The 24,000-nt window shown below is 72.1% G+C and carries 20 protein-coding genes; 4 read left to right on the forward strand and 16 right to left on the reverse strand.

Features of this window, described 5'->3' with window-relative positions:
• Positions 1-208: 208 nt before the first annotated feature.
• Positions 209-619 (forward strand): uridine kinase, encoded by a 411-nt coding sequence (locus JQN83_RS19895; protein ID WP_244252785.1) that lies wholly within the window; start codon positions 209-211, stop codon positions 617-619.
• A gap of 1 nt (position 620) precedes the next feature.
• Here the strand turns inward: JQN83_RS19895 and JQN83_RS19900 are convergent, their stop codons facing one another.
• A complete protein-coding gene (locus tag JQN83_RS19900) occupies positions 621-1,697 on the reverse strand; it encodes an adenosine deaminase (RefSeq protein ID WP_208568638.1) in 1,077 nt (358 codons plus the stop codon).
• Positions 1,698-2,003: 306 nt separating this feature from the next.
• Between JQN83_RS19900 and JQN83_RS19905 the strand changes: the two genes are divergently transcribed.
• Positions 2,004-3,089 (forward strand): putative RNA methyltransferase, encoded by a 1,086-nt coding sequence (locus JQN83_RS19905; RefSeq protein WP_372444079.1) that lies wholly within the window; start codon positions 2,004-2,006, stop codon positions 3,087-3,089.
• A gap of 102 nt (positions 3,090-3,191) precedes the next feature.
• Here JQN83_RS19905 and JQN83_RS19910 read toward each other — a convergent pair whose 3' ends face one another.
• The 12 genes from JQN83_RS19910 to JQN83_RS19970 all read right to left on the reverse strand — a co-directional run bounded on the left by JQN83_RS19910 (position 3,192) and on the right by JQN83_RS19970 (position 18,631).
• Positions 3,192-3,872, reverse strand: a complete 681-nt coding sequence (locus JQN83_RS19910) for a DUF4272 domain-containing protein (protein ID WP_208568640.1) — start codon at positions 3,870-3,872, stop codon at positions 3,192-3,194.
• A 136-nt stretch (positions 3,873-4,008) separates the two neighbouring features.
• Complete coding sequence (locus tag JQN83_RS19915) at positions 4,009-5,289, reverse strand: thymidine phosphorylase (RefSeq protein ID WP_208568641.1); 1,281 nt, start codon at positions 5,287-5,289, stop codon at positions 4,009-4,011.
• 52 nt (positions 5,290-5,341) lie between these two features.
• The gene (locus tag JQN83_RS19920) at positions 5,342-6,052 is read right to left on the reverse strand and encodes a cytidine deaminase (RefSeq protein ID WP_208568642.1); all 711 of its coding nucleotides are present in this window, start codon (positions 6,050-6,052) and stop codon (positions 5,342-5,344) included.
• Positions 6,053-6,212: 160 nt separating this feature from the next.
• Entirely contained in the window at positions 6,213-7,493 is a 1,281-nt protein-coding gene (locus tag JQN83_RS19925; protein ID WP_208568643.1) for an ABC transporter permease, read from the reverse strand.
• Positions 7,494-7,496: 3 nt separating this feature from the next.
• Positions 7,497-8,822 carry an ABC transporter permease gene (locus JQN83_RS19930; RefSeq protein WP_208568644.1) on the reverse strand — a complete coding sequence of 442 codons (1,326 nt, stop codon included), beginning with the start codon at positions 8,820-8,822 and terminating at the stop codon, positions 7,497-7,499.
• Between the two features lie 76 nt (positions 8,823-8,898).
• A complete protein-coding gene (locus JQN83_RS19935; RefSeq protein WP_208568671.1) occupies positions 8,899-10,509 on the reverse strand; it encodes an ABC transporter ATP-binding protein in 1,611 nt (536 codons plus the stop codon).
• Positions 10,510-10,706: 197 nt separating this feature from the next.
• Positions 10,707-11,777, reverse strand: coding sequence for a BMP family lipoprotein (locus tag JQN83_RS19940; protein WP_208568672.1), 1,071 nt, complete (start codon positions 11,775-11,777; stop codon positions 10,707-10,709).
• A 272-nt stretch (positions 11,778-12,049) separates the two neighbouring features.
• Positions 12,050-12,391 carry a hypothetical protein gene (locus JQN83_RS19945; protein ID WP_091252785.1) on the reverse strand — a complete coding sequence of 114 codons (342 nt, stop codon included), beginning with the start codon at positions 12,389-12,391 and terminating at the stop codon, positions 12,050-12,052.
• A gap of 409 nt (positions 12,392-12,800) precedes the next feature.
• Positions 12,801-14,765: a glycoside hydrolase family 13 protein gene (locus tag JQN83_RS33195; RefSeq protein ID WP_244252787.1), complete on the reverse strand. Its 1,965-nt coding sequence runs from the start codon at positions 14,763-14,765 to the stop codon at positions 12,801-12,803.
• A 16-nt stretch (positions 14,766-14,781) separates the two neighbouring features.
• Positions 14,782-15,591: a sugar ABC transporter permease gene (locus tag JQN83_RS19960; RefSeq protein WP_208568673.1), complete on the reverse strand. Its 810-nt coding sequence runs from the start codon at positions 15,589-15,591 to the stop codon at positions 14,782-14,784.
• Between the two features lie 149 nt (positions 15,592-15,740).
• Positions 15,741-17,378, reverse strand: a complete 1,638-nt coding sequence (locus JQN83_RS19965) for an ABC transporter permease subunit (RefSeq protein WP_208568645.1) — start codon at positions 17,376-17,378, stop codon at positions 15,741-15,743.
• The gene (locus tag JQN83_RS19970; protein WP_208568646.1) at positions 17,378-18,631 is read right to left on the reverse strand and encodes a sugar ABC transporter substrate-binding protein; all 1,254 of its coding nucleotides are present in this window, start codon (positions 18,629-18,631) and stop codon (positions 17,378-17,380) included. The genes JQN83_RS19965 and JQN83_RS19970 overlap by 1 nt, the downstream gene beginning before the upstream one ends.
• 204 nt (positions 18,632-18,835) lie before the next feature.
• On the opposite strand from JQN83_RS19970, the gene JQN83_RS19975 reads away from it, so the two are divergent.
• Both JQN83_RS19975 and JQN83_RS19980 read left to right on the forward strand, forming a co-directional pair.
• Positions 18,836-19,900, forward strand: coding sequence for a LacI family DNA-binding transcriptional regulator (locus JQN83_RS19975; protein ID WP_208568647.1), 1,065 nt, complete (start codon positions 18,836-18,838; stop codon positions 19,898-19,900).
• A gap of 397 nt (positions 19,901-20,297) precedes the next feature.
• Positions 20,298-21,932, forward strand: a complete 1,635-nt coding sequence (locus tag JQN83_RS19980) for a glycoside hydrolase family 13 protein (RefSeq protein ID WP_208568648.1) — start codon at positions 20,298-20,300, stop codon at positions 21,930-21,932.
• 261 nt (positions 21,933-22,193) lie between these two features.
• Here JQN83_RS19980 and JQN83_RS19985 read toward each other — a convergent pair whose 3' ends face one another.
• The 3 genes from JQN83_RS19985 to JQN83_RS19995 form a co-directional block, all read right to left on the reverse strand.
• A complete protein-coding gene (locus JQN83_RS19985; protein ID WP_208568649.1) occupies positions 22,194-22,631 on the reverse strand; it encodes a hypothetical protein in 438 nt (145 codons plus the stop codon).
• A 96-nt stretch (positions 22,632-22,727) separates the two neighbouring features.
• On the reverse strand, positions 22,728-23,087 hold the full coding sequence (locus JQN83_RS19990; protein WP_208568650.1) for a GntR family transcriptional regulator: 360 nt from the start codon (positions 23,085-23,087) through the stop codon (positions 22,728-22,730).
• Positions 23,087-23,998 carry a YhjD/YihY/BrkB family envelope integrity protein gene (locus JQN83_RS19995; RefSeq protein WP_208568674.1) on the reverse strand — a complete coding sequence of 304 codons (912 nt, stop codon included), beginning with the start codon at positions 23,996-23,998 and terminating at the stop codon, positions 23,087-23,089. The genes JQN83_RS19990 and JQN83_RS19995 overlap by 1 nt, the downstream gene beginning before the upstream one ends.
• Positions 23,999-24,000: the final 2 nt, after the last annotated feature.

Genomic DNA, 24,000 nt, shown 5'->3' on the forward strand with positions numbered 1-24,000 from the left:
GGAGTTACCCAAAGTAATGGATTATCGCCACCGCGTCGTGCTCCTCGCCGGCCCCTCCGGGTCCGGAAAGTCGTACATAGCGCAACGAACCGGTCTTCCCGTGCTCTGCCTGGACGACTTCTACAAGAACGGTGATGACCCTACGTTGCCGCGACGAAACGGACTGGTCGACTGGGACGCGCCCGAGTCGTGGGACGCGGGAACGGCCGTGGAGACAATTGACCGACTGGCCCAGCAGGGCCGGGCCGAAGTGCCCGTCTATGCGATCGGTGCGGATCGCCGGGTGGCCACCCGGCCATTTGACGTGACCGGATCGCCACTTTTCATCGCCGAAGGGATTTTCGCCGCCGACATCGTCGAGGAGTGCCGCCGACGAGGGCTGCTCGCCGGGGCGTACGCGCTGCGTCGACCGCGCGGGGCGACCTTCGTCCGCCGGCTGGCCCGGGACCTGTCCGAGCAGCGCAAGGCACCGAAGGTGCTGATCCGGCGCGGGGTGTCGCTGCTGCGCGCCGAACCGGCGGTGCTGCGCCGGCAGACCGGCCTCGGCGCCGAGGCGGCCCACGCGCGGGAGATCCTGCGCCGGGTGGCCGACCTGGTCGCCGGCCACCCGCACCGCTGAATCAGCCGATCAGCTTCGCGTACGCCGGCTTGATCACCTCGTCGATGATCGCCAGCCGCTCGTCGAACGGGATGAAGGCGCTCTTCATCGCGTTGACCGTGAACCACTGGAGTTCCTTCCAGCCGTAGCCGAAGTTCTCCACCAGCAGCGCCATCTCGCGCGACATCGACGTGCCGCTCATCAGCCGGTTGTCGGTGTTCACCGTCACCCGGAACCGCAGCTCGCGCAGCAGCCCGATCGGGTGTTCGGCGATCGACGCCACCGCGCCGGTCTGCACGTTCGACGACGGGCACAGCTCCAGCGGGATCCGCTTGTCCCGCACGTACGCGGCCAGCCGGCCGAGCGTCGGCACCGGACCCGGGGTGATGTCGTCGACGATCCGCACCCCGTGGCCGAGCCGGTCCGCCCCGCACCACTGGATCGCCTGCCAGATAGACGGCAGGCCGAACGCCTCACCGGCGTGGATGGTGAAGTGGAAGTTCTCCCGCTGGAGATACTCGAAGGCGTCCAGGTGGCGGGTGGGCGGGAAACCGGCCTCGGCACCCGCGATGTCGAAGCCCACCACCCCGGCGTCGCGGTGCCGGACGGCCAGCTCGGCGATCTCCTGCGACCGGGCGGCGTGCCGCATCGCGGTGAGCAGGGTGCCGACCCGGATCGGGGTGCCCGCCGCGGCGGCCTCCGCGCTGCCCTCCACGAACCCGGCGACGACCGCCTCGACCACCTCGTCCAGGGTGAGGTTCTGCTCCAGGTGCTGCTCGGGGGCGAACCGGACCTCGGCGTACACCACACCGTCGGCGGCCAGGTCGAGCGCGCACTCACGGGCCACCCGGCGCAGCGCCGCAGCGGTCTGCATGACCGCGACGGTGTGCGCGAACGTCTCCAGGTAGCGCTCCAGCGAACCGGAGTGCGCCGCCTCCGCGAACCACCGGCCGAGCGCCTCCGGATCGGTGCTCGGCAGCTCGTGCCCCACCTCGGCGGCCAGCTCGACGACCGTCGCCGGCCGCAGGCCGCCGTCGAGATGATCGTGCAGCAGCGCCTTCGGGACCTTGACGATGTCCTCGTATCGGATTGCGACCATCCCCCGACCCTAGTCACGCCCCCCAACGGACCGCGATCAGGCTCACGCCGACCCGCCGACCCGCCGACCCGCCGACCCGCCGACCCGCCGACCCGCCGACCCGCGTGCCCGGCACGGCACGGCTCGCGTGCCCGGCACGGCTCGCAACATCGCCGACATAGCGGTGTCAGCGCGATCGGATACCGCTACCTCGACACACTTGAGTTGATCAGACACACCACCGGCCCGACCGGCCCGCGCCGTAGGCTGCTGCGGGTGACCGCGCCGCACCCGTTCGAGCAGCCCGTCGACGCGACGCACCCGCAGATCGTCGCCCGGCTGCGCTGCCCGGTCTGCACCCAGCCGCTGGCCGCCGCCACCGACACCCGCGCGTTGCGCTGCCCCCGTCGGCACAGCTTCGACCTGGCCCGCCAGGGGTACGTCACCCTGCTCGCCGGCCGGGCCCCGCACGTCGGGGACACCGCCGAGATGGTCGCCGCCCGCGCCGACTTCCTGGCCGCCGGGCACTACGACATGATCTCGTCCACCCTGGCCGAGGCGGCGGCATCCGCCCTGTCAACGCCCGCCGGCCCCGCCGAAGCCAGCGAACCGGCCGACCCGACCGGACCGGCAGCCGCGAACAGGCTGCCAGCATCGACCCCGGCAGCGGGAAATGGGCCGGCCCAGGTCAGCGGACCGGCAGCCCAGGTCGGGCCGGCAGCCGCGAGCGGACCGGCCGAGGCGAGCGGACCGGCCGAGGCGGGCGGGGAGGTGGACCGGGCGGCGGGCGGGGAGGTGGACCGGGCGGCGGGCGGGTCGGAGCGGGTGGGTTTCGGGGCGTACCCGCTGGTGGTGGAGGCCGGGGCGGGCACCGGGCGGCACCTCGCGGCGGTGCTGGCGGCGCTGCCCGACGCCGTGGGTCTGGCCCTGGACGTCGCCAAGCCGGCGCTGCGCCGCGCCGCCCGCGCCCACCCCCGGGCCGCCGCCGCGCTCGCCGACACCTGGCAGCGGTTGCCACTGGCCGACCGGTCGGTGGCCGTGCTGCTCGACGTCTTCGCCCCGCGCAACGGCGACGAGTTCCACCGGGTGCTGCACCCCGCCGGGGTGCTGCTGGTGGTCACCCCCACCGCCGCCCACCTCGCCGAGCTGGTCGACGTGCTCGGGCTGCTGCGGGTCGACCCGGCCAAGGCCGACCGGGTCGCGGACAGCCTCGCCGGGCGGTTCACCCCGGAGCACACCGCCGTGCACACCGCCCGGCTCACCCTCGACCGGGCCGAGGTGGCCACCCTGGTCGGGATGGGGCCGAGCGCCTGGCACACCGACCCGGCACGGCTCGCCGCCGCGATCGAGGCACTGCCCACCCCGGTCACCGTGACCGCCTCGGTACACCTGACCACCTGGCGTCCCCGCTGACCACGGCGTCACCAGGGGAACCGCCCTCGTCGACCACGACGTGCCCGGGGACCCGCCGGCCCACTGGCCCACCGGGCCACGGGGGCCTGGCGGGCCACCGGCTCAGGTGGACAGGTCGACCTCTTCCCAGCCTGGCGGCTCGTCGTGGTACGGGCCGCGCAGCATCACCGCCCACTCCAACGCCCACCGGCGCTGACCGATCGCGTTCGCGTCCACCAGACCGGGCAGCCGGTGCCCCGACTTCTCCACCTCCAGGTACGCCCAGTCCAGGCAGTAGTGCAGGTCGAGCAGGGCGGCGGCGTCCGCCGGGTGCTGCGGGGCCGCCAGGATACGGGCCCGCCACTGGCCGAAGGTCTCCCCCCCGGCCAGGTACGGCATCCGCTCCACCAGCCGTTCGTCCACCGGGATGGTCGGGTCGAGCTGCTTGCTCAGGCCCAGCACCCAGGACAGCGAGAAGAGCGCGTCGTGGTGCAGGACGAACGAGCGGTGGTCGCCCTTGCCGCCTACCACGAACTGCCACTCGGGCGGGGTGACCATGTCGACCAGGTGGGAGTCGAGCAACCAGCTCATCGCCGTCTGCGCCGGCATCCCGAAGCAGCGGGCCAGGATCAGGTGCAGCACCGCGATGCGGGCCTCGATCTCCACGGTGGGACGCAGTTCGATCTCGTCGCCCGGCTCCCAGACCAGGGGAAACTGGGTCGGTGGCAGGGGCAGGCGCAGCCGGGACAACTCGTCGAGGCTCGCCTCGCGGACCTCGCGGGGATCGGGCGCGGCTACCAGCACGATCGGATTCCCTGTCTGCTCACGCGGCGTCACCGCCGTTCGGTCCCCCTGACCAGGGAGGATAGCGTTCCGTCGCGACCGGCACCATGCCGGCCGACCCCTGTCGGTCGACCCCGCCGCCGGTGACGGCGACCTGTCAGCCGATCCGCTCGATGACCAGCGGCGACGTCGTCGGCGCGACGGTCGACACCCGCACCGCGCGGGCGGCCTCCGCAGCCGCCGCCGGCAGCCGGGTCGCATCGTCGGCGCGCAGCTCGTACAGCGGTTCGCCGACCCGCACCGGGTCGCCGGGCCGCTTGTGCAGCACCACCCCGGCGGCGGCGCTGACCGGGTCCTCCTTGCGGGCCCGACCGGCGCCGAGCCGCCACGCGGCCACCCCGATGGCGTACGCGTCGACCGACTCGACGTAGCCGTCGGTGTCGGCCCGGACCACCTCGGTCTCGTGGGCCGTCGGCAACGGGGCGTCCGGGTCACCGCCCTGGGCGCGGATCATGCTGCGCCAGGCGTCCATCGCCCGCCCGTCGCGCAACGCGGCGGCCGGGTCGGCGTCGGGCAGACCGGCCGCGTCGAGCATCTCCCGGGCCAACGCCAGGGTCAGCTCCACCACGTCGGCCGGGCCACCACCGGCGAGCACCTGCACCGACTCGGTCACCTCGATCGCGTTGCCGACGGTCAGGCCGAGCGGGGTGGACATGTCGGTGAGCAGGGCGACCGTGCGCACTCCATGGGCGTCCCCGAGGGCCACCATGGTCCGGGCCAGCTCGCGGGCGTCGGCCACGTTCTTCATGAACGCGCCGGAGCCGACCTTGACGTCGAGGACCAGCGCCCCGGTGCCCTCGGCGATCTTCTTGCTCATGATCGAGCTGGCGATCAGCGGGATCGCCTCGACGGTGCCGGTGACGTCGCGCAGCGCGTACAGCTTGCGGTCGGCCGGGGCGAGTGCGGCGCCGGCCGCGCAGATCACCGCGCCGACGTCGCGGAGTTGGGCGATGAACTCGTCGTTGCTCAGCGCCGCCCGCCAGCCGGGGATCGACTCCAGCTTGTCCAGCGTGCCGCCGGTGTGCCCGAGCCCCCGGCCGGAGAGCTGCGGCACCGCACCGCCGCAGGCCGCGACGAGTGGGGTGAGCGGCAGGGTGATCTTGTCGCCGACGCCGCCGGTGGAGTGCTTGTCGACGGTCGGCCGGGCCACCGCCGACAGGTCCAGCCGCTCCCCGCTGGCGATCATCGCGGCGGTCCACCTGGCGATCTCCGCCGCCGTCATGCCGCGCAGCAGGATCGCCATGGCCAGCGCCGACATCTGCTCGTCGGCCACCAGCCCCCGGGTGTACGCGTCGACCACCCAGTCGATCTGACCGTCGCTGAGCACACCCCCGTCCCGCTTGGCCCGGATGACGTCGACCGCGGTAAAAGCACTCACCGTTGAGTTCCTTCTGAAGTCGTTGCAGTAACCGGCGTGCGGGCCGGACGGGTCAGGAGGCGGCCCAGCGGGCGGGGATCTCCAGCGGCGGCTCGCCCTCGCCGGCCCAGAAGATGGTGCCCTCCGCGTCCACCACCACGACCCTCGGCGTACGGGCCAGTCCCCAGGTGATCGCCTCCGCCGGGTCGCCCCAGCTCGGCCCCTCCTCCAGCACCCCGGGCCCCGCCTCGTCGGTGTCCCCCGCCGACCGCTCCCAGTACGCCGTCCAGATCTGCTGCCCGGCGGAGAGGTCCGGGTGCACGAAGACGGTGCCCCGGCCCCGCCAGGCGGCCAACCGGTCCGGCACCACCGGCACCGGGGTCCCGCCGACGACCGCCTCGATGTCGGCCACGTCGAAGGCGTGCGGCAGCAGCTCCGCCATCCGCAGCGGACCGGTCCTCGACTCGACCAGGCACTCCGGGCCGCCGTTCTCCCAGAGCAGTTGCCGGCACCGGCCGCACGGCATCAGCGGCTCACCGTTCGCGTCGACGCAGGACATCGCGACCAGCCGCCCGCCGCCGGTCGCGTGCAGCGCCGACACCACCCCGCACTCGGCGCAGAGGGTCACCCCGTAGCCGGCGTTCTCCACGTTGCAGCCGACCACCACCCGGCCGTCGTCGACCAGGGCCGCCGCGCCGACCGGGAACTTCGAGTACGGCACGTAGGCGTGCCGCATCACCTCGGTGGCGGCGGCCCGCAGACGCTCCCAGTCGATCTCGTTCATCCCCTCATTCTGCCCAGGTCACCCCGCCCGGGTGCGGGAAGGGTGCCGGTCAGCCGCCCGTCGTCCACCGCCGCCCGGCGGGCCGTACCCGGAGGGCGTCGTCGGGAACGGTGCGGGCCCGGCAGGGAGGTCCCCGCCGGGCCCGCACCGGGCCGGTCGCTCAGCCCTTGACGTACGGCTTGCCGTCGGCGGCGGGCGCCCGGACCCGACCGACCAGCCCGGCCACCGCCAGGATGGTCGCCAGGTAGGGCAGCATCGCCAGGAACTGGCTGGGGATGCTGCTGCCGATCGCGCCGAGGTAGGTGGCGAGCTGGTCGGCGAAGCCGAAGAACAGCGCGGCGAGCAGCGCCCCCGTCGGGCTCCACCGGCCGAAGATCAACGCGGCCAGGGCGATGAAGCCCTTACCGCCGATCATGTTCTTGGTGAAGCTGTAGAGCGCCAGCGTGTACGACGCGCCACCGATGCCGGCGACCACCCCGGCCAGCAGCACGTTGCGGTAGCGCAGGCCCAGCACCTTGACCCCGAGGGTGTCGGCGGCGGTCGGGTGCTCGCCCACCGACCTGGTCCGCAGACCCCACCGGGTCCGGAACAGCGCGAGGTGGATGACGAGCACCAGCAGCAGGCCGAGGTAGAGGAAGATGTTGCCCCGGAACAGCGCCGGGCCGAGCAGCGGGATGTCCTTCAGCAGCGGGATCTCCCAGTTGCCGAAGCGCGGCGCGCTGTTGTACTTGTCCGCGTTGGTCTGCATCAGCCGCTCGTAGAGGAAGCCGGTGACGCCGACCGCCAGCAGGTTGAGCACCACCCCCATGACGACCTGGTCGACCAGGTAGCGGATGGCGAAGACGGCCAGCAGCAGCGAGATGAACGCACCACCGACCGCCGCCGCCACCAGGCCCACCCATACGTTGCCGCTGAGGCTGCCGAACAGCGCGCCGCTGAACGCGCCCATCAGCAACTGCCCCTCGATGGCGACGTTGACCACGCCCGACCGCTCGCAGAGCACCCCGGCGAGCGCGCCGAAGACCAGCGGCAGGGCCAGGATGAAGGTGCCCCGCACGATGTTGACCATCGGCATGAAGTTGCGGCCCTCGGGGGCGGCGGAGACCTGCCAGCACAGGAAGCTCAACACGAAGCCGACCAGCCCGACCCCGAGGACCAGCGTGAACCAGCGCTTCGGGACCCCGGCCAGCAGCGCGCCGCCGGCTGCGGCGGCGACGACCCCGAACAGGATCGCGCCGAGGGTGCCCTGGATCTCCAGCGCCGCGCCGCCCTCGGTCTCGCTGAGGGTGAACCGGGCCTGCTGGCCGGTGGCCAGCGCCCCGAACAGCACGGTGGCGAGCACGCCCAACGCCAGCAGGACCAGGCCCACCTTGCGGGGGCGGGTCCAGAAACCCTCGTCGACCGCGGCCACGGCGACGTCGGGAACAGCGGTGGTGGACATGCCTCACCAGCCCTTCGCGAGGCTCGTCTGCAACCGGGCGGCACGGGCGGCCCGGAGCTGGAAGATCGCCTTCACCAGGGCCGGCGCGGCGATGAAGATGACGATCAGCGCCTGGAGCACGGTGACCAGCTCCAGCGAGATCCCGGAGTACGACTGCATCCGGTTGCCACCGGCCTGGAGCGCGCCGAACAGCAGCGCCGCCAGCAGCACCCCCCACGGCTTCACCCGGCCGAGCAGCGCCACCAGGATGCCGTCGAAGCCGATCTGCGCGATCACCAGCGGGGTCAGCGCGTTCGCGGTGGAACCCAGCACCATCTGGCTGCCGCCGAGGCCGGCGAGCATCCCGGCGATCACCATCACCAGCACGTACGTCTTGGTGACGCTGATGCCGGCGGTCCGCGCCGCATCCGGGTTGGCCCCGACGGCCCGCAGCTCGAAGCCGAGCGTCGACCGGTTGAGCAGCCAGGCGATGGCCCAGGTGGCCAGCACCGCGAGCAGGATTCCGGCGTGCACCCGCAGGTTGTCGCCGAGCAACCGGGGCAGCGCGGCCGAGGAGTCGACCGGGCGGCTGATCGCGTCCGCCCGGTCCGGGTTCTGCACACCGTTCTGCACGATGATCCAGGACAGGAAGTAGACCGCGACGTAGTTGAGCATGATCGTGTTGATCACCTCGTGCGCGCCGGTCCGGGCCTTGAGGATGCCGGGGACGAAACCCCAGACCGCGCCGCCGACCGCACCGGCGATCAACGCGACGACCAGGTGCACCACCGGCGGCAGCGGCAACGCGAACCCGGCCACGGCGGCCAGGATCACGCCCATCGTCGCCTGGCCCTGCGCGCCGATGTTGAACAGCCCGCCCCGGAAGGCGAGCGCCACCGACAGGCCGGTGAACACCAGTGGCGCGGTGTAGGTGAGGGTCTCCGAGATCGGGCTCAACGCGGCGGTGAAGCCGGACGCCTCCGGGTCGAAGACCGCCCCCTTGAACAGGTTGGCGTACGCCTCGCTGACCACCGTCCAGCTGGCATTGAGCGCGTCGGCCGGGCGGGCGGTGATGTAGCCGTAGGTGGCCAGCACCTCCGGGTCCGACACGATGATCAGGACCGCGCCGACCAGCATCGCCAGCACCAGGGCGAGGACCGTCACGGTCACCGTGTTGGCGGCCCACAGGTTGTCCAGGAAGAGCCGGCCCAGCGTGGGCCGGGGCCCCGGCGCGGGCTGCTTCGGTGAGGTCATCGTGGCGCCCCGGTCGGCCTTGCTGGTCGCGGTCAGCTCCGCCTCGGTCGCCGGTTCCTTGTCCGGCGAGCCGGACACCGGGTTGGGGTCGCTCATGCCGTCACCTCGCCGCACGCGGTGCCGGCGGGAGGCACCGGGGCGCGGTGTCGATGATTCACTCGCTGCCGCTCGCTCATGCCTCGTCCTCGTTGCCAGGGCTCTCGGGGGTCGGTGCCGCGTCGCCGGTCGTACCGTCGGCCACCCCGGTCGGGTCGCCCGCCGGGGCCGACCCGGCGGCGTCGGGGGTGATGCCGGCCATCAGCAGGCCGATCTCCTCGCGCGGGGTGTCCGGGCCGACGATGCCGATGATCCGGCCCCGGTACATCACCGCGATCCGGTCGGCGAGGCCGATCACCTCGTCCAACTCGCTGGAGACAACCATGACGGCGGTGCCGACGTCGCGCTCGCGGATGACCCGGCTGTGGATGAACTCGATCGAGCCGACGTCCACGCCCCGGGTGGGCTGGGCGGCGATGAAGAGCTTCAACGGCCGGGACAGCTCCCGGGCCACGATCACCTTCTGCTGGTTGCCGCCGGACAGGGTGCCCACCGCCGCGTCCGCCGACGAGGTACGCACGTCGAACTGGGCGATCCGCTCCTTGGCCGAGGCCGCGATCGCGTCCGGCCGCAGCGCCAGGCCCTTGCCGAACGGCGGCCGGTCGTAGATGTCGAGGACCAGGTTCTCCGCGACGCTGAACTCCTTGACCAGGCCGTCGACGCTGCGGTCCTCAGGGACGTAGCCGACCCCGGCGCGGAGCACCTTCTTGGTGGACCAACCGTGGATCGGCTCGCCGTCGAGGGTCACCGTGCCGGCGAGCGTCGGGCGCAGCCCCATGATCGCCTCGATCAGCTCGGTCTGCCCGTTGCCCTGCACGCCCGCCACACCGAGCACCTCACCGGCGCGTACGGTCAGGTCGATGCCGTCCACCGCGCGGATCTGCCGGTCGTCGTCGACTACCAGGCCGGCGACCTCCAGCATCGGCCGCCCCGGGGTGGCGGGCTGCTTGTCGACGGTGAGCCGGACGTTGCGGCCGACCATCAGCGCGGCCAACTCGTCCCGGCTCGCCTCGGGGGAGGCGGTGCCGACGGTCCGGCCCCGCCGGATCACGGTGATCCGGTCGGCGATGGCCTTGACCTCGCCGAGCTTGTGGGTGATGAAGACGATCGACTTGCCGGCCGCCTTGAGCGACCGCATGACGGTGAGCAGCTCCTCGGTCTCCTGCGGGGTGAGCACGGCGGTCGGCTCGTCCAGGATCAGCAGGTCGACGTCGCGGGTGAGCGCCTTGACGATCTCGACCCGCTGCTGGATGCCGACCGGCAGGTCCTCGATCACCGCGTCCGGGTCGACCCGCAGATTGTACCGGGCGGAGACCTCCGCCACCTCGCGGCGGGCCCGCCGCCGGTCGAGGAAGCCGACGATGCCGCCCCGGACCTGCTCCGCGCCGAGCATGATGTTCTCGGTCACGGTGAAGACCGGCACCAGCATGAAGTGCTGGTGCACCATGCCGATCCCGGCCCGGATCGCGTCCGAGGGGCCCTTGAGCCGCAGCGGCTGGCCGTCGACCAGGATCTCGCCCCCGTCGGGCTGGTAGAGCCCGTAGAGCACGTTCATCAGGGTCGACTTGCCGGCGCCGTTCTCGCCGAGCAGGGCGTGGATCTCTCCAGGCTCCACCGTCAGGTCGATGTGATCGTTGGCGACCAGATCACCGAACCGCTTGGTGATGCCGCGCAGTTCGAGTCTCAGCGCAACCTCCTGGAGTGCGAGCGATGGTGCAGCCTAGCTGCCGGTCGACCGGCCACCGGGGTGCCGGCCGGCCGGTGCGCGGACCGGCCGCCCCGACGCCCGTGGATTGCCCACGTACGCCGGGACGGCCGGTCGTCATGCCTGGTGCCCGCCGGCCGCCGCTGCCGATGATCCCATCGCGGCGGCCGACGCGGCGGTCACTTGGTCGGCTGGGCCTTCGAGGTGACCGTGATGGTGCCGGCGGCGATGTCCGCCTTCAGCTTCTCGACCTCGGCCTTGAGCTCCGCCGGAACCTTGCTGTCGAAGTCGTGGTACGGGGCGATCGAGACACCGTTGTTGGCGAGGTTGCCGACGAAGCCCGGGGTGGCGGCGAGCTTCTCGCCACCGGCGGCCTTGAGCACGGCGTCCTTGACGGCGTCCGGGATGTTCTTGACCACGGTGGTCAGCAGCGCCGCGCAGTCGGGGGTGCTCTCGCAGCCGTCGACGTCGACCCAGACGACCGAGTACTTGCCACCCGACGCCTTCGCCGCGGAGGTGGTGCCGAGGCCCGCGCCTCCCGCGACCGGCATGACGATGTCCGCGCCCTGGGCGACCAGCGCGTCGGAGACCTTCTTGCCCTCGTCCTGCTTGGCGAAGTCGTTGGTGAAGGAACCCTTCTGGGTCGCCTTGTCCCAGCCGAGCACCTGGACGTTCTTGCTCTTGGTCTTGTTGTAGTGCGCCACGCCGTCGGCGAAACCGTCCATGAAGATGGTCACCGGCGGGATCGGCAGGCCACCGTAGGTGCCGACCTTGCCGCTCTTGCTCATCCCGGCGGCCAGGTAACCGGCCTGGAAGGCGGCCTGGGCGGTGTCGAACTGCATCGGGTAGACGTTCGCCGTGCCCGGGTTCGCGTCCACGATGCCGAACTGCTGGTTCGGGTTCGCGGCGGCGATCTTCTTGGTGGCGTCCGACATCAGGCCACCGACGGCCAGGATGAAGTCGCACTTCTGGTTGACGTACCCGGTCAGGTTGACCTCGTAGTCGGCCTCGGCCTTCGACGCGACGTACTTGATGTCGATGTTGTCGTTGGCCTTCTTGGCCTCCTCCAGGCCCTTCCAGGCGGAGGTGTTGAACGACTTGTCGTCGATGCCGCCGACGTCGGTCACCATGCAGGCGCTGTACTTCTTGTCACCGCTGCCACCGGCGTTGTTGTCGTCGTCCGGCGCCTCACCACACGCGGCAGCACCCAGCACGAGCCCACCCGCCGCGATGGCAGAGGCGATCCGCATCCCACGCACAGAGCGCAAGACGTCTCCTTCCATTGCACACCGCCTCGTGCGGTGGCAGCCCTTGAACCGACGAGCGTTGTGCCGCCGGCATCCCACGTTACGGACGGGAGCGTAGCCCGCCGTCCACCCACCGGCCGCCAATCGTGCACGACTGTTGAACGCTCGTTATCCCGGCGTAACCCGGGCGTGGGGCACATCACTCAGCGTGCCAGTGCCGACCGGCCCGGTGTCGCGAACGCCCGTTTCCCGGCGGCCCCGCCGACCGTCGCCGGCTACCGCCAGAACACCGCCACGGCAGCCGTGACCAGGGTCAACCCGACGATCGCCAGGAAGTGACCACGGGCCACCTGCTCCCGCTTCCGGGAGAAGAAGACCATGACGAAGATGAGCAGGGCCAGCACCAACTTGGTAACAAGCTTCGCGGGGGCCGGCTCGTCGCCGTCACGCAGCGGCGCGGACAGGCCCACGCCGGTCAGCAACTGGATCACCGAGCCCCAGAGCATGGCCGCATTGATCCGCAGCCGGCCGCTGACGTACTGGGCGACCGCACCGCCGAGGAGCAACGCGAAGCCGATCAGATGGACGTAGAGAAGGATCAGTCGGAGAGCTTCCACGCGAGCCATCCTCCCCCATCAACGACACTTTGTAGTAGGTGCCCCGCCGGCTGAGCTCAATCCGTGATCTCCCCCGGCCACGGCAGGCCGCCCGCCCTTCGCTCCACGGCTCCACGGCTCCACGGCTCCACGGCTCCACGGCTCCACGGCTCAAGATCGTGCTCGAACCATGTTGTAGTGGCCTGCTCGCGCACGAAAGCCACTACAACCAGGTTCGAGCACGATCTTCCAGGAGACCCCCCACGGAAGGGCAAGACGGGCGCGGGTGGGGTGCGGGAGCGGGTGAGGGCGGGTGAGGGCGGAAGCGGGTGAGGGCGGGGTTCGGGGTGGAGATGCGGGGCGCGGGGTGCGCGGTGGTGCGGGGTGCCGGGTGGTGTGGAGCTGCGGGGGGCGCTAGGTGGGGTGGGGGTCAGAGGTGCCAGAGTTGGAAGGTGGGGCCGTCGCCGGGAAGGGTGGTGCTGCCGTCGGCGGTCGGGCGCAGGGCCGGGGCACCCCCGTAGACGTTCTCACCGGCCGGACGGGATGCGGCGCTGCCCCCGTACGGCAGGCCGGTCAGCCGCACCGGTGGGCCGGCGGCCCGACGGGCCAGCACCAGCACCGTGCCGGCCGTCGCCTCGCGCAGGAAGACCAGCGTGTCGGCGTCGGCGTACACCCAGCGCAACCCGCCGTGCCGCAGCGCCGGGGTGTTCCGCCGCAGCGCCAGCAGCGCCCGGTACGCGGCGAACGTCCCGGCATCCCAGCTCTGCGGCCGGTGCCACGGCATCGGGGTACGCGAGCCCTCGCCGTTGCCGCCGGTCAGGCCCAGCTCGTCACCGGCGAAGACCACCGGGGTACCGGGCATGGTGGCGAGCAGCCCGGCGGCCACCTCCTGGCGGGCCGCGTCGCCCACCACCGTGCGGATCCGGGCCGAGTCGTGCGAGCCGAGCAACTGCCACGAATGGGTGTACGACCGCCAGGAGATCAGCGACCGGAAGCTGTCCATGGTGGCGAGCATCGCGTGGGCGTCCCGCCGCCGCACCCCGCCCGGCGTCCCGAGGAAGTTCGGCACCGGCTCACCGCCCTGCCCCGACAAGCCCCCCGACCCCGACCCCCGCCCAGCCCCAGGACCCCCAGGACCCGCAGGACCCGCAGGACCCGCAGGACCCGCACCAGCAGGACCCGGTGCGCCGGCCGGTCGGCCGGCGGCGTCCTCGCGGCGCAGCCAGGACCAGACCGGGTCGGTGAAGCCGACGTAGTTCATCGTGCCGTGCCAACCGTCGCGGTCCAGGTCACCGGTGTGGTCGTGACCGTGCTCGGCGAGCAGCAGCCCGTCGGGGCGGGTCTGCACGACCACCTCCCGCAGCAACCGCGCCACCTCGTGGGTGTACGCGTCCGCGCCCCGCCGCCCGGTCATGTTGGCCACGTCGACCCGCCACCCGTCCAGCCCGTACGGCGGGCGCAGCCAGCGGCGTAGCGGCGAGTCCGGATCGGTGGCGAAGCGGCGGCGCAGTTCGGCGCTGCCCCAGTTGAGCTTGGGCAGCGATCGCACCCCGTTCCACGACTCGTAGCCGGTGGCCGGGTCGAAGTAGTACAGCTCCCGTTCGGGGGCGTCGGCGTCGGCCAGGGCGCGGGTGAACCACTCGTGCGCGTCGCCGGTGTGGTTGCTGGTGATGTCGCCGAGCAGCCGCCAGCCCCGGGCCCGGACGGCGTCGGCCAGCCGGACCAGCGCCGCGTCCCCGCCGAGCAGCGGGTCGACGGTGTCGAAGCCGGCGGCGTCGTAGCGGTGGTTGGAGCGGGCCGGGAAGACCGGCGTCAGGTAGACGGTGTTGACGCCGAGCCGGTCCAGGTGGTCGAGCCGTTCGGTGATGCCGTCGAGGTCGCCGCCGTAGAACTGGCGTGGGGTCTGCGGGCCGTACCCGCTGACCGGGGTGTCCCAGTCGCAGGCGATCGCCCAGTCCGGGGGGGTGCGGCCGTCGGCGGCGGCGGACCGGGCGAACCGGTCGGGGAAGATCTGGTAGATCACCGCGTCCCGGGCCCAGGCCGGCGGCGGGGCGTGGCTGACCAGCTTGAAGTCGCCGTGGTCGGGCACGTCGTGGTCGACCTGACCGGCGGCGTTGAGCCAGCGGTAGCCGGTGGTTCCGGTGAGCATGAACCGGTAGTTGCTGACCGGGTTGCGGACCTCGACGTCGGCCCGCCACCACACGTCGTGGCCGTCGCGGCGGTCGACGGTGGCCTCGACGAAACGCGGCTCACCGTCGCCGGTGGTGCGGACGTGCACCTGCCGGACGTCGGTGCCGTCGGGTACCCGGACGAAGACCGGCACGGTCTGCCCGAGGGTGGGTTCCTGCTCGGGCACGTACAGCGCCGAGCCGTCGTGGTGCGGCGACAGGGACATGGCGTGGCCTTTCGGTTCAGCCCTTGACGGCCCCGGCGGTGAGGCCGGAGACGATGTAGCGCTGGAGGAGCTGGAAGACCAGCACGGTGGGGATCGCGGTGAGCAGGGTGCCCGCCGCGAAGATCCCGAAGTTGTTGTTCCGCTCCCCCGCCACCAGGCCGAACATGCCGACCGCGAGGGTCTTGGAGCCGGTGTCGGTGAGGAACACGTTGGCGATCATGAACTCGTTGATCGTGCCGATGAACGACAGCAGCGCGGTCACCGCCAGGATCGGCGCCACCAGGGGCAGCATGATCCGGAAGAAGACCTGCGCGTGGCTGGCGCCGTCCATCGTGGCCGACTCGTCCAGCTCGCGGGGCAGGGTGTCGAAGAACCCCTTCATCAGCCAGGTGTTCATGCCCAGCGCGCCGCCCATGTAGAGCAGGAACAGTCCCCACGGGGTGTTGAAGCCGATCGACGGCCACAGGTCGGTGACCCGGGTGAAGATCAGGAAGATCGCCACGATCGCCAGGAACTGCGGGAACATCTGGATCAGCAGCAGGGTCAGCAGCCCGACCCGCCGCCCGGCGAAGCGCATCCGGGAGAACGCGTACGCCGCCAGCGCGGACAGGAAGATCGACGCGAAGCTCGCCCCGCCCGCGATGAGCAGCGAGTTGAGGAACCAGCGGCCGAACTCCGTCCGCTCGAACAGGTCGCCGAAGTTCGCCAGCGACGCCCCGGTGGGCAGCAGCTCGGTCGACGAGAGGGTGCCGAGCGGGTTGAGTGCGGCGGAGAGCACGAACAGGATCGGGAAGAGGCTGAACGCCACCGCCAGCACGCCGACCACGTGCCGCCAGCCGACCTGGGTGAACCACCGGCCCGGACGTCGGCCACCGCGTACCGCGGCACCCGGCCGACCGGCACGCGGGCCGGCGGCATCCGACCGGACGACGGGTGCGGCGGGGGCCGCTGGCCCGGCGGCGTGGGGACGGGTCGTCACGAGTAGACCTCCTCCTGCTGGCGGGTGCGCCGGAAGCTGACCGCCGAGACCGTGGCCACGATCGCGAAGATGAAGATCGACACCGCGGCGGCCAGGCCGAACTCGGCGCCCTGCGCGCCGAAGGCCAGCCGGTAGGTGTACGTGATCAGCAGGTCGGTGGCCCCGTTGGTCGGGTTGTCCGGCGCGAACGGGCCACCCTCGGTGGTCAACCAGATCGCGTTGATGTTGTTGAAGTTGTACGCGAACGACGCGATCAGCAGCGGCGAGAGGGCGACCAGCAGCAGCGGCAGGGTGACCGCCCGGAACGACTGCCAGGGCGACGCGCCGTCGACCGAGGTGGCCTCGGTCAGCTCCTTGGGGATCGCCTGGAGCGCGCCCGTGGTCACCAGGAACATGTACGGGTACCCGAGCCAGAGCTGCACCAGCAGCACCGCCAGCCGGGCCGACCAGGCCTCGCCGAACCAGTCGACACCGAGCCCGAACAGGTTGTTGACCAGGCCGAAGTCGGTGTTGAACATGTCCCGCCAGACCAGCAGCATCGCGAACGACGGCATCGCGTACGGCAGGATCAGGAAGACCCGGTAGAGGTTGGTACCCCGCATCCGGGGCGAGTGCAGGGCCAGCGCGATCGCCATACCGAGTCCGAAGGTGAACCCGGTGGAGCCGACCGCGAAGGCGAAGTTCCACAGCAGGGTGCCGAAGAACGGGCCGGAGATGTCCGGGTCGGTGAGCACCCGGGCGAAGTTCTTGAACCCCACCCCGACCTGCCAGCCCTGGGCGAGCCGCTCGCCGTCGGCGGCGACGAAGGCACCGGTCTCCGCGTCGGCCGTCCAGGTCCTGCCGGTCTCGCCGTCGGTGACGCAGTCGCAGCCCCGGTCGTACGCCCGGACGGCCCTGCCCTCGTAGGCGCGGGACAGGCCGTTGGAGCGCACCGCGCCCCCGGAGGTCGGCACCACCAGGGCGGTGATCTCCTCGCTGCGTACGCTGGCCTGGCCGACGTTGAGCACGGTGTAGCCCTTGGCGGCGGTGACCCTGCCGCTGCCGGCGACGGTCACGTCGGCGGCGTCGAGTGGGCGAAGCCCGTCGGCGTTCCCGGCGGAGACCCGGCCGGTCGCCGGGTCGGTGAGTAGGAAGACCAGCGGGCCGGTGGCCGGGTCGCCGGTGGTGGCGATGGCGAGGGCGTACTCGGCGGAGCCGGGGACCTGCTTGACCGAGGAGGTCTCGATGGCGACGATCGCGTCGTCCTTGGAGCCCCGGTGGCCGTCGCCGAAGTTGGTGAACGCGGTGCTCGCGGTGTAGAGCACCGGGAAGACCTGGAAGGCGATCAGGAAGATCGTTCCTGGCACCAGGTACTTGGCCGGGATGTGCCGGCGGGTGAGGTAGAGGTAGCCCAGGCCGGCGGTGGTGGCCACCAGGATGGCGAGACCGACCCAGAGCCGGGCGGCGACGAGCGGGAAGGCCGCCCAGATCGCGATCCCGGCCACCAGGCCGAGCAGGACCACCTTGACGGCGAGGCCGGTCGCGGTGATCGGCGCGTGCTGGCGCGCGGTACGGGAGGTTTCCGGGGGCCCGGAACGCGCAGGCCCCCGGCCCAGGGCCTGCGGGGCAGGTCCCGGGCCGGACAGCGTGCTCATTACTTGATCTGACCCGAGATCGTCTTGCCGGCGGCGGTGACGGTCTTCGCCGGGTCGGCACCGCCGATGACTGCCGCTTCGGCCTTGCCGAACGGGTCCCAGATCGCGGCCATGGCCGGGATCGCCGGCAGCACCTGGCCGCCCTTGCCCGCCTCGGAGAACTTGGCCAGGTCCGGGTCTGCGCCCTTGACCTGGTCGAACGCGGCGGTCAACGCCGGTGGGCGCGGCTCGGCCTGGTAGAGCGCCACGGCCAGCTCGGGGGTGGTGACGTAGTTGGTGACGAACTCCTGGGCCAGCGCCTTGTTCTTGCCCTTGGCGGCGACGTAGAACGCCTGGACGCCGACGAACGGCTGGGCCTGCTTGCCACCGGCGAAGCCGGGGACCGGGGAGATGTCGTAGGAGATGCCTGCCTTCTTGGCGTCGGCGATCGCCCACGGGCCGGAGACCAGGAAGGCGCACTTCTTACCGGTGAAGGTGGCGATCGAGTTCTCGCCGGTGATGGAGCGCTTGAGCGCGCCGTCGCCCTTCTCGCCGAGCTTGCCGATCTTCTTGAACGCCTCGATCGACTCCGGCTTGCCCACGCCGAGGTCCTTCGGGTCGTAGTCGCCGTTGGCGGCGGTGCCGAAGAGGTAGCCGCCGGCCGAGGTGTACAGCGGGTAGATGTGGTAGGCGTCGCCGTTCTGTCCGGACTGGAGGCAGAGGATCTCGCTGGCCTTCTTGTCGGCCTTGAGCTTCTTGCCGGTGGCGACGAGGTCCTCGATCGTCTTGGGTGCCTCGGGGGCCAGCGCGGTGTTGCGGATCAACGCGACGTTCTCGGTGGCGTAGGGGACGCCGTAGAGCTGCCCGTTGAACGTCACCGCCTTGATCGCGGTCTCGTTGAAGCCGGACTTCTGCTCGGCGGCGAGCTGCACCGGGTCGATGGCCCCGTTCTGCACGAGGTTGCCGATCCAGTCGTGCGCGCCGACCACCACGTCCGGGCCGCTGCCCTGCTGGGAGGCGGTGACGAAGTTGGTCTGGAGGTCCTTGGAGACGGCCTGCACCTCGACGGTGACGCCGTTGTCCTGGCCGAACTTCTCGGCGAACGGCTTGAGGGCCGCGGTGCGCTTGTCGTCCGCCCAGATGACGAGCTTGCCGCCCGCCGCCTGGGAGGTGGCCTTGGTGGCCGGTTCGTCGTTGCTGTTGTCGCCGCCGCAGCCCGACGCGGCGAGCGCCAGGCCGAGAACGGTGACCACACCCGCGGTACGGATGCGCATCGGTACTCCTGTCGTCATGGCGAAGCCGACCACCGGGGGGAAGGGCGGCCTCGTCGTGGGAAACACTGAAAGTTCTTGCTACCGGCGCCGGGCAGGCCGCGCCGCTGCTGTCGCGTGTTGCCGGGACGTTAGCAAGAGGTTGCATATTATGGAAGGGCTTGCAGAGACGTACGCAAGAACTTGCCCTTGGGTTAAAGTTCCGCCATGCGCGCTCGACTGTCCGACATCGCCCAACAGGCCGAAGTCAGCGAGGCCACGGTGTCGCGGGTGCTCAACGACCGCCCCGGCGTGGCCCCCGAGACCCGGCAGGCCGTCCTGACCGCCCTCGACGTGCTCGGCTACGAGCGCCCGGCCCGGCTGCGCAAGCGCAGCGCCGGGCTGGTCGGGCTGGTGGTGCCGGAGCTGGAGAATCCGATCTTCCCGGCGTTCGCCCAGGTGATCGAGTCGACCCTGGCGCAGAGCGGGTTCACCCCGGTGCTGTGCACCCAGACCCCGGGCGGGGTCACCGAGGACGAGTACGTGGAGATGCTGCTCGACCGGCAGGTCTCCGGCATCGTCTTCGTCTCCGGCCTGCACGCCGACACGGCGGCCAACCACGACCGGTACCGCGCGCTGATCGCCCGGCCGCTGCCGGTCGTCATGATCAACGGGTACGCCCCCGGCATCGCCGCACCCTTCGTCTCCTGCGACGACCGGGAGGCCACCGAGCTGGCCGTGGCGCACCTGGTCGCGCTCGGGCACCGGCGGATCGGCCTGATCACCGGCCCGGACCGGTTCGTGCCGGTGCAGCGCCGGGTGGCCGGCTTCCGGGCCGCGATGACCCGGCTCGGCTCCACCGGCAGCGAGCTGGACGCGCTCGCCGAGCTGTCGCTGTTCGGCGTCGAGGGTGGCGAGGCCGCCGCCGGGCGACTGATCGAACGCGGGGTCACCGGGATCGTCTGCGGCTCCGACCTGATGGCGTTGGGCGCGGTCCGGGCCGGCCGGCAGCGCGGCCTGTCCGTCCCCGGCGAGCTGTCGGTGGTCGGCTACGACGACTCACCGCTGATGGCCTTCACCGACCCGCCGCTGACCACCATGCGGCAGCCGGTGGCCGCGATGGCGGTGGCGGCGGTCCGGGCCCTGGTCGACGAGATCAACGGGCACGCCGCCCCGCACTCGGAATACCTGTTCCGCCCGGAGCTGGTGGTACGCGGATCGACCGCGGTGGCCGGCCAGGCCGGCCCGGGCCGACCCCGCCCGGCACCCACCGCCCTCGCCGTCCCCGCCTGAGCCACGCTCCAGTTCCACTGCCGCTCCGCCTCCGCCTGAGCTGCGGAGCCCGCGTCTGCACCCAGGCCGTGAGCCCGCCCGACCTGCCAGCCCGCCCGGCCCACCTGATCCGCCAGCCCGCCTGATCCGCCATTCCACCTGATCCGCCAGCCCGCCCGGTCCGGCGGCGAGCCGACGCCGGACCGGGCGGATGCGGCGCTCCGTCGCCGGGCCTACCTCCCGGCTGCTGGGACGGGGGCGGGCCGACCCCACCCTGGCCGCGGGTGACGGGCGTCATTTCTTGCGCAAGCCCTGCTTGACTCTTGCAGCATTCGGCCGGCATTCTCTCCACACCCGCGTCCGTCACCCACCACCGCGCGGGTGCCACCGTCCCGCCACAGAACGGGGAGCTCCGCCGATGACCGCCGCCACCGACCCCACGCCGCAGACCTCCGACGACTGGTGGCGTGCCGCGGTCGTCTACCAGGTGTACGTCCGCAGCTTCGCCGACTCCGACGGCGACGGCGTCGGCGACCTCGGTGGCATCCGGCAGCGGCTGCCCTACCTGCGTGACCTCGGCGTGGACGCGCTCTGGCTCACCCCGTTCTACACCTCGCCGCAGATCGACGCCGGCTACGACGTGGCCGACTACCGCGACGTCGACCCGCTCTTCGGCAGTCTCGCCGACTTCGACGCCATGATCGCCGACGCGCACGCGCTGGGCCTGCGGATCATCGTGGACCTGGTGCCCAACCACACCTCCAGCGCGCACCCGTGGTTCACCGCCGCCCTCGCCGCCGGCCCCGGCTCCCCGGAGCAGGAGCGTTATCTGTTCGCCGACGGTCAGGGCGCGCACGGTGAGCTGCCGCCGAACGACTGGGAGAGCATCTTCGGCGGCCCCGCCTGGACCCGGCTGCCCGACGGCCAGTGGTACCTGCACCTGTTCGACCCCGCCCAGCCCGATTTGAACTGGCGGCACCCGCAGGTGCGCGCCGAGTTCGAAGACGTGTTGCGGTTCTGGCTCGACCGGGGCGTCGACGGGTTCCGCATCGACGTCGCCCACGGGATGATCAAGGCGGAGGGGCTACCGGACGTCGGCTTCAACTCGATGACCACCGGCCGCCGCCAGTCGGAACTGCTCGGCAAGGGCCGGCTGCCCTACTTCGACCAGGACGAGGTGCACGACATCTACCGGGCCTGGCGGCCGATCCTGGACAGCTACCCCGGTGGCCGGATGGCGGTCGCCGAGGCGTGGGCGGAGACCCCGCAGCGACTGGCCCGCTACATCGGCCCGGACGAGCTGCACCAGGCGTTCAGCTTCGACTTCCTCGACGCCACCTGGTCGGCGGACTCGTTCCGCAAGGTGATCGACACCGCGCTGGCCGAGTCGACGATCGTCGGTGCGCCGACCACCTGGGTACTGTCCAACCACGACCGGCAGCGGCACGTCACCCGGTACGGCGACGGCGAGATCGGCCTGCGCCGGGCCCGCGCCGCCGCCCTGCTGATGCTGGCCCTGCCCGGCTCCACCTACCTCTACCAGGGTGAGGAACTCGGCCTTCCCGAGGTGCTGGACCTGCCCGACGCGCTCCGCCAGGACCCGGCGTTCCTGCGTACCGGGGAGAGCCGCGACGGCTGCCGGGTGCCCATCCCGTGGAGTGGCGAGCTGGCCCCGTACGGCTTCGGTCCGCAGGGCAGCGCGCTGAGCTGGCTGCCGGCCCCGGCGACCTGGCGGGCCCTCTCGGTGGCCGCCCAGACCGGGACGCCCGGCTCGACGCTGGAGCTGTACCGGGCCGCGCTGCGGGTGCGGCACGAGCACCCGGCGTTGGCCGCCACCGCCGGCCCGGTGGTCTGGTTGGAGACCGGGCCCGGCGTGCTGGCGTTCCACCGGGCCGCCGACGACGCCCGGCTGACCTGCGTGGTCAACCTCAGCGGCGCCCCGGTCCGGATCGACGGGTACGGCCGTCCCCTGGTGGCCAGCGCCGACCTCACCGAGCAGGACACCGGACACGTCCTGCCGGTGGACGCAGCTGCGTGGTTCGAACGGCGCTGAGCCGGGTAACCCGCCTTTGACCTGGTCGTCCGTTGTGCCCCGCGCCGACGGGCGACTGGGCTGCCGACCCCTTGTGGTGGGGGGTGAGGTGGCACCGGCCTCCCGGGGAGTCCGCTCCCCGGGAGGCCGGAGCTCCATCGCGTACCGGGCACGCCCCCTGGGTCTGCGCCGGCGCTGCCGGCCGGCGTCCGACAGTTGCAGGGTGGTGCGGGTGTCCGGCCCGGTCGACGAGGGCCGGCCGGCTCTCGGCGGGTGGAGGCGTCACCGCCCGCGCAGCAGCCCGGCGATCCGACCGAAGCCCGCCCGCACCTGCGCCACGGTCGGTACGGGCGGCGGCTCCGGCCGGTCCGCCCCGTCGACCGCCGGCTCCTCCTGCTCGTCGAGCACGTCGTCGAAGTCGCCGTAGAGGTCGGCGGCCTCGATCCGGGCCTCCTCGTCCTCGGCGGCGAGCTGCGATGCGGTGATCTCGCCCCGGATCTCCTCGGCCGACAGCGCCGGCAACAGCGGCTCGACCACCGCCAGCAACTGCTCGTCGGCCACCACCGCCTCGGCCAGGGCCAACGCGTGCGGGCGCTCGTACGGGCCGCAGACAACAGGCTCCCACTCCGCCGGGTCGCCGAGCGGGCCGACCGTGATGATCCACGGCAGGCCGAGCATCGGCGAGTCGTCCGGCAGGTCCAGCGTCACAAGTGCGCCCACCGGCTCATCATGGCCGGTCCGGGCGGCACTCAGCGCGGCATTTGCCCCTTTCATCTTTTTCGACGACTGTCGGGCTCCCGCTACCGGGAACCGTCGTCAGGCGCTGTCCAGGGCGGCGCGGACCAGGGCCAGCGCCCGGTCGGACGACACCCCCAACCGGGCCGCCTCCTCGGCGTACCGGGTGGCCGCCCGCTGCAACCGGTCGACCGCGTCGTCCCGGCCCGGGGCGACGAAGCTGCCGTGCCGGCCCCGGGTCTGCACCAGCCCGGCCGACTCCAGCTCCCGGTAGGCGCGGGCCACCGTGTTCACCGCCAGCCCCAGCTCGGCGGCGAACTGCCGCACCGGGGCCAGCCGGGTGCCCACCGCCAACCGGCCGTCGCCGATCATCGCGGCGAGCTGCGCCCGCACCTGCTCGTACGGGGGCACCGCCGAGCCCGGGTCGATCTCGATCAGCATCAGCCCGCCCCTCCCGGCGTACCCGGATCGGTCTCGGTCTCGACGTCGGCCTCGACGTTGACCTGCCGCATCACCGCGCCCTCGGAGAGGTCGACGACCCGGCCGTGCCGGCTGGTGGCGGCGAGCGCGGCACCGAAGAGCACCAGCTGGTTGAGCAGGTAGAGGTAGAGCAGCACGGCCACCGCACCGGCCACCACCGCGTACGCCGGGTTCCGCTCGGTCCGCACGATGTAGAACCGGCCGACCGTGTTGAGCAGGGTGATCCCGACCGCCACCAGCAGCACCACCGGCCGCAGCCGTCGCCGGCTCATCCGCAGCCGGGGCACCACCACCAGCAGCGCCGTCGCCAGCACCGCGTTGACCAGCACGCTGAGCACCGCGCTGACGGTGGTCAGCCCCACCGAGCCGGTGGCCCGCAGCAGGAACCGCAGTACCGACTCCAACGCGTCCACGGCCGCCACCGAGACGCCGAGCATGACGAAGACCAGCAGCAGCACGCCCAGGTCCACCAGCGGGCGGACCAACAGGTTGCCCGGCTGCTGGTTGAAGCCGTACATCAGCCGCTGCGACGACCGGATCGCCTCCACCCAGCCGATCCCGGTGAAGACCAGGATGACCAGGCCCACCACCCCGACCGCGTTGCTGCTCTCGGCGATCTGCTGCGGGTCGAGGAAGGGTAGGTTGTCCCGCAGGAACGCCGCCACCGCGTCGGAGACCTCGTCGTTGTCCTCCAGGATCGCCCCGAAGACCGAGTACGCCACCAGGGCGAGGGCGAAGACCGCGAAGAAGCCGTAGTAGGCGATGGCGGCGGCCAACCGTCCGCCCAGCACCTCCCCGTAGAGGTCCACCGCCCGCCAGACATGGTCGAGCCGCGGCCACCGGCTCCGGGCCACGGCGAACCGGCGGTCCATGC

This window comes from Micromonospora antibiotica, assembly GCF_017599305.1.
GTDB classification, from domain to species: Bacteria; Actinomycetota; Actinomycetes; order Mycobacteriales; family Micromonosporaceae; genus Micromonospora; species Micromonospora antibiotica.

What these genes read in the sequence shown, in the direction of transcription:
- JQN83_RS19995 (WP_208568674.1), bottom strand. Translation starts at nt 23,998, where the DNA reads ATGGACCGCCGGTTCGCCGTGGCCCGGAGCCGGTGGCCGCGGCTCGAC.
- JQN83_RS19925 (WP_208568643.1), bottom strand. Translation starts at nt 7,493, where the DNA reads ATGTCCACCACCGCTGTTCCCGACGTCGCCGTGGCCGCGGTCGACGAG.
- JQN83_RS19940 (WP_208568672.1), bottom strand. Translation starts at nt 11,777, where the DNA reads ATGCGGATCGCCTCTGCCATCGCGGCGGGTGGGCTCGTGCTGGGTGCT.
- JQN83_RS19975 (WP_208568647.1), top strand. Translation starts at nt 18,836, where the DNA reads ATGCGCGCTCGACTGTCCGACATCGCCCAACAGGCCGAAGTCAGCGAG.
- JQN83_RS19930 (WP_208568644.1), bottom strand. Translation starts at nt 8,822, where the DNA reads ATGAGCGACCCCAACCCGGTGTCCGGCTCGCCGGACAAGGAACCGGCG.
- JQN83_RS19920 (WP_208568642.1), bottom strand. Translation starts at nt 6,052, where the DNA reads ATGAACGAGATCGACTGGGAGCGTCTGCGGGCCGCCGCCACCGAGGTG.
- JQN83_RS19990 (WP_208568650.1), bottom strand. Translation starts at nt 23,087, where the DNA reads ATGCTGATCGAGATCGACCCGGGCTCGGCGGTGCCCCCGTACGAGCAG.
- JQN83_RS19965 (WP_208568645.1), bottom strand. Translation starts at nt 17,378, where the DNA reads ATGAGCACGCTGTCCGGCCCGGGACCTGCCCCGCAGGCCCTGGGCCGG.
- JQN83_RS19980 (WP_208568648.1), top strand. Translation starts at nt 20,298, where the DNA reads ATGACCGCCGCCACCGACCCCACGCCGCAGACCTCCGACGACTGGTGG.
- JQN83_RS19900 (WP_208568638.1), bottom strand. Translation starts at nt 1,697, where the DNA reads ATGGTCGCAATCCGATACGAGGACATCGTCAAGGTCCCGAAGGCGCTG.
- JQN83_RS19970 (WP_208568646.1), bottom strand. Translation starts at nt 18,631, where the DNA reads ATGCGCATCCGTACCGCGGGTGTGGTCACCGTTCTCGGCCTGGCGCTC.
- JQN83_RS33195 (WP_244252787.1), bottom strand. Translation starts at nt 14,765, where the DNA reads ATGTCCCTGTCGCCGCACCACGACGGCTCGGCGCTGTACGTGCCCGAG.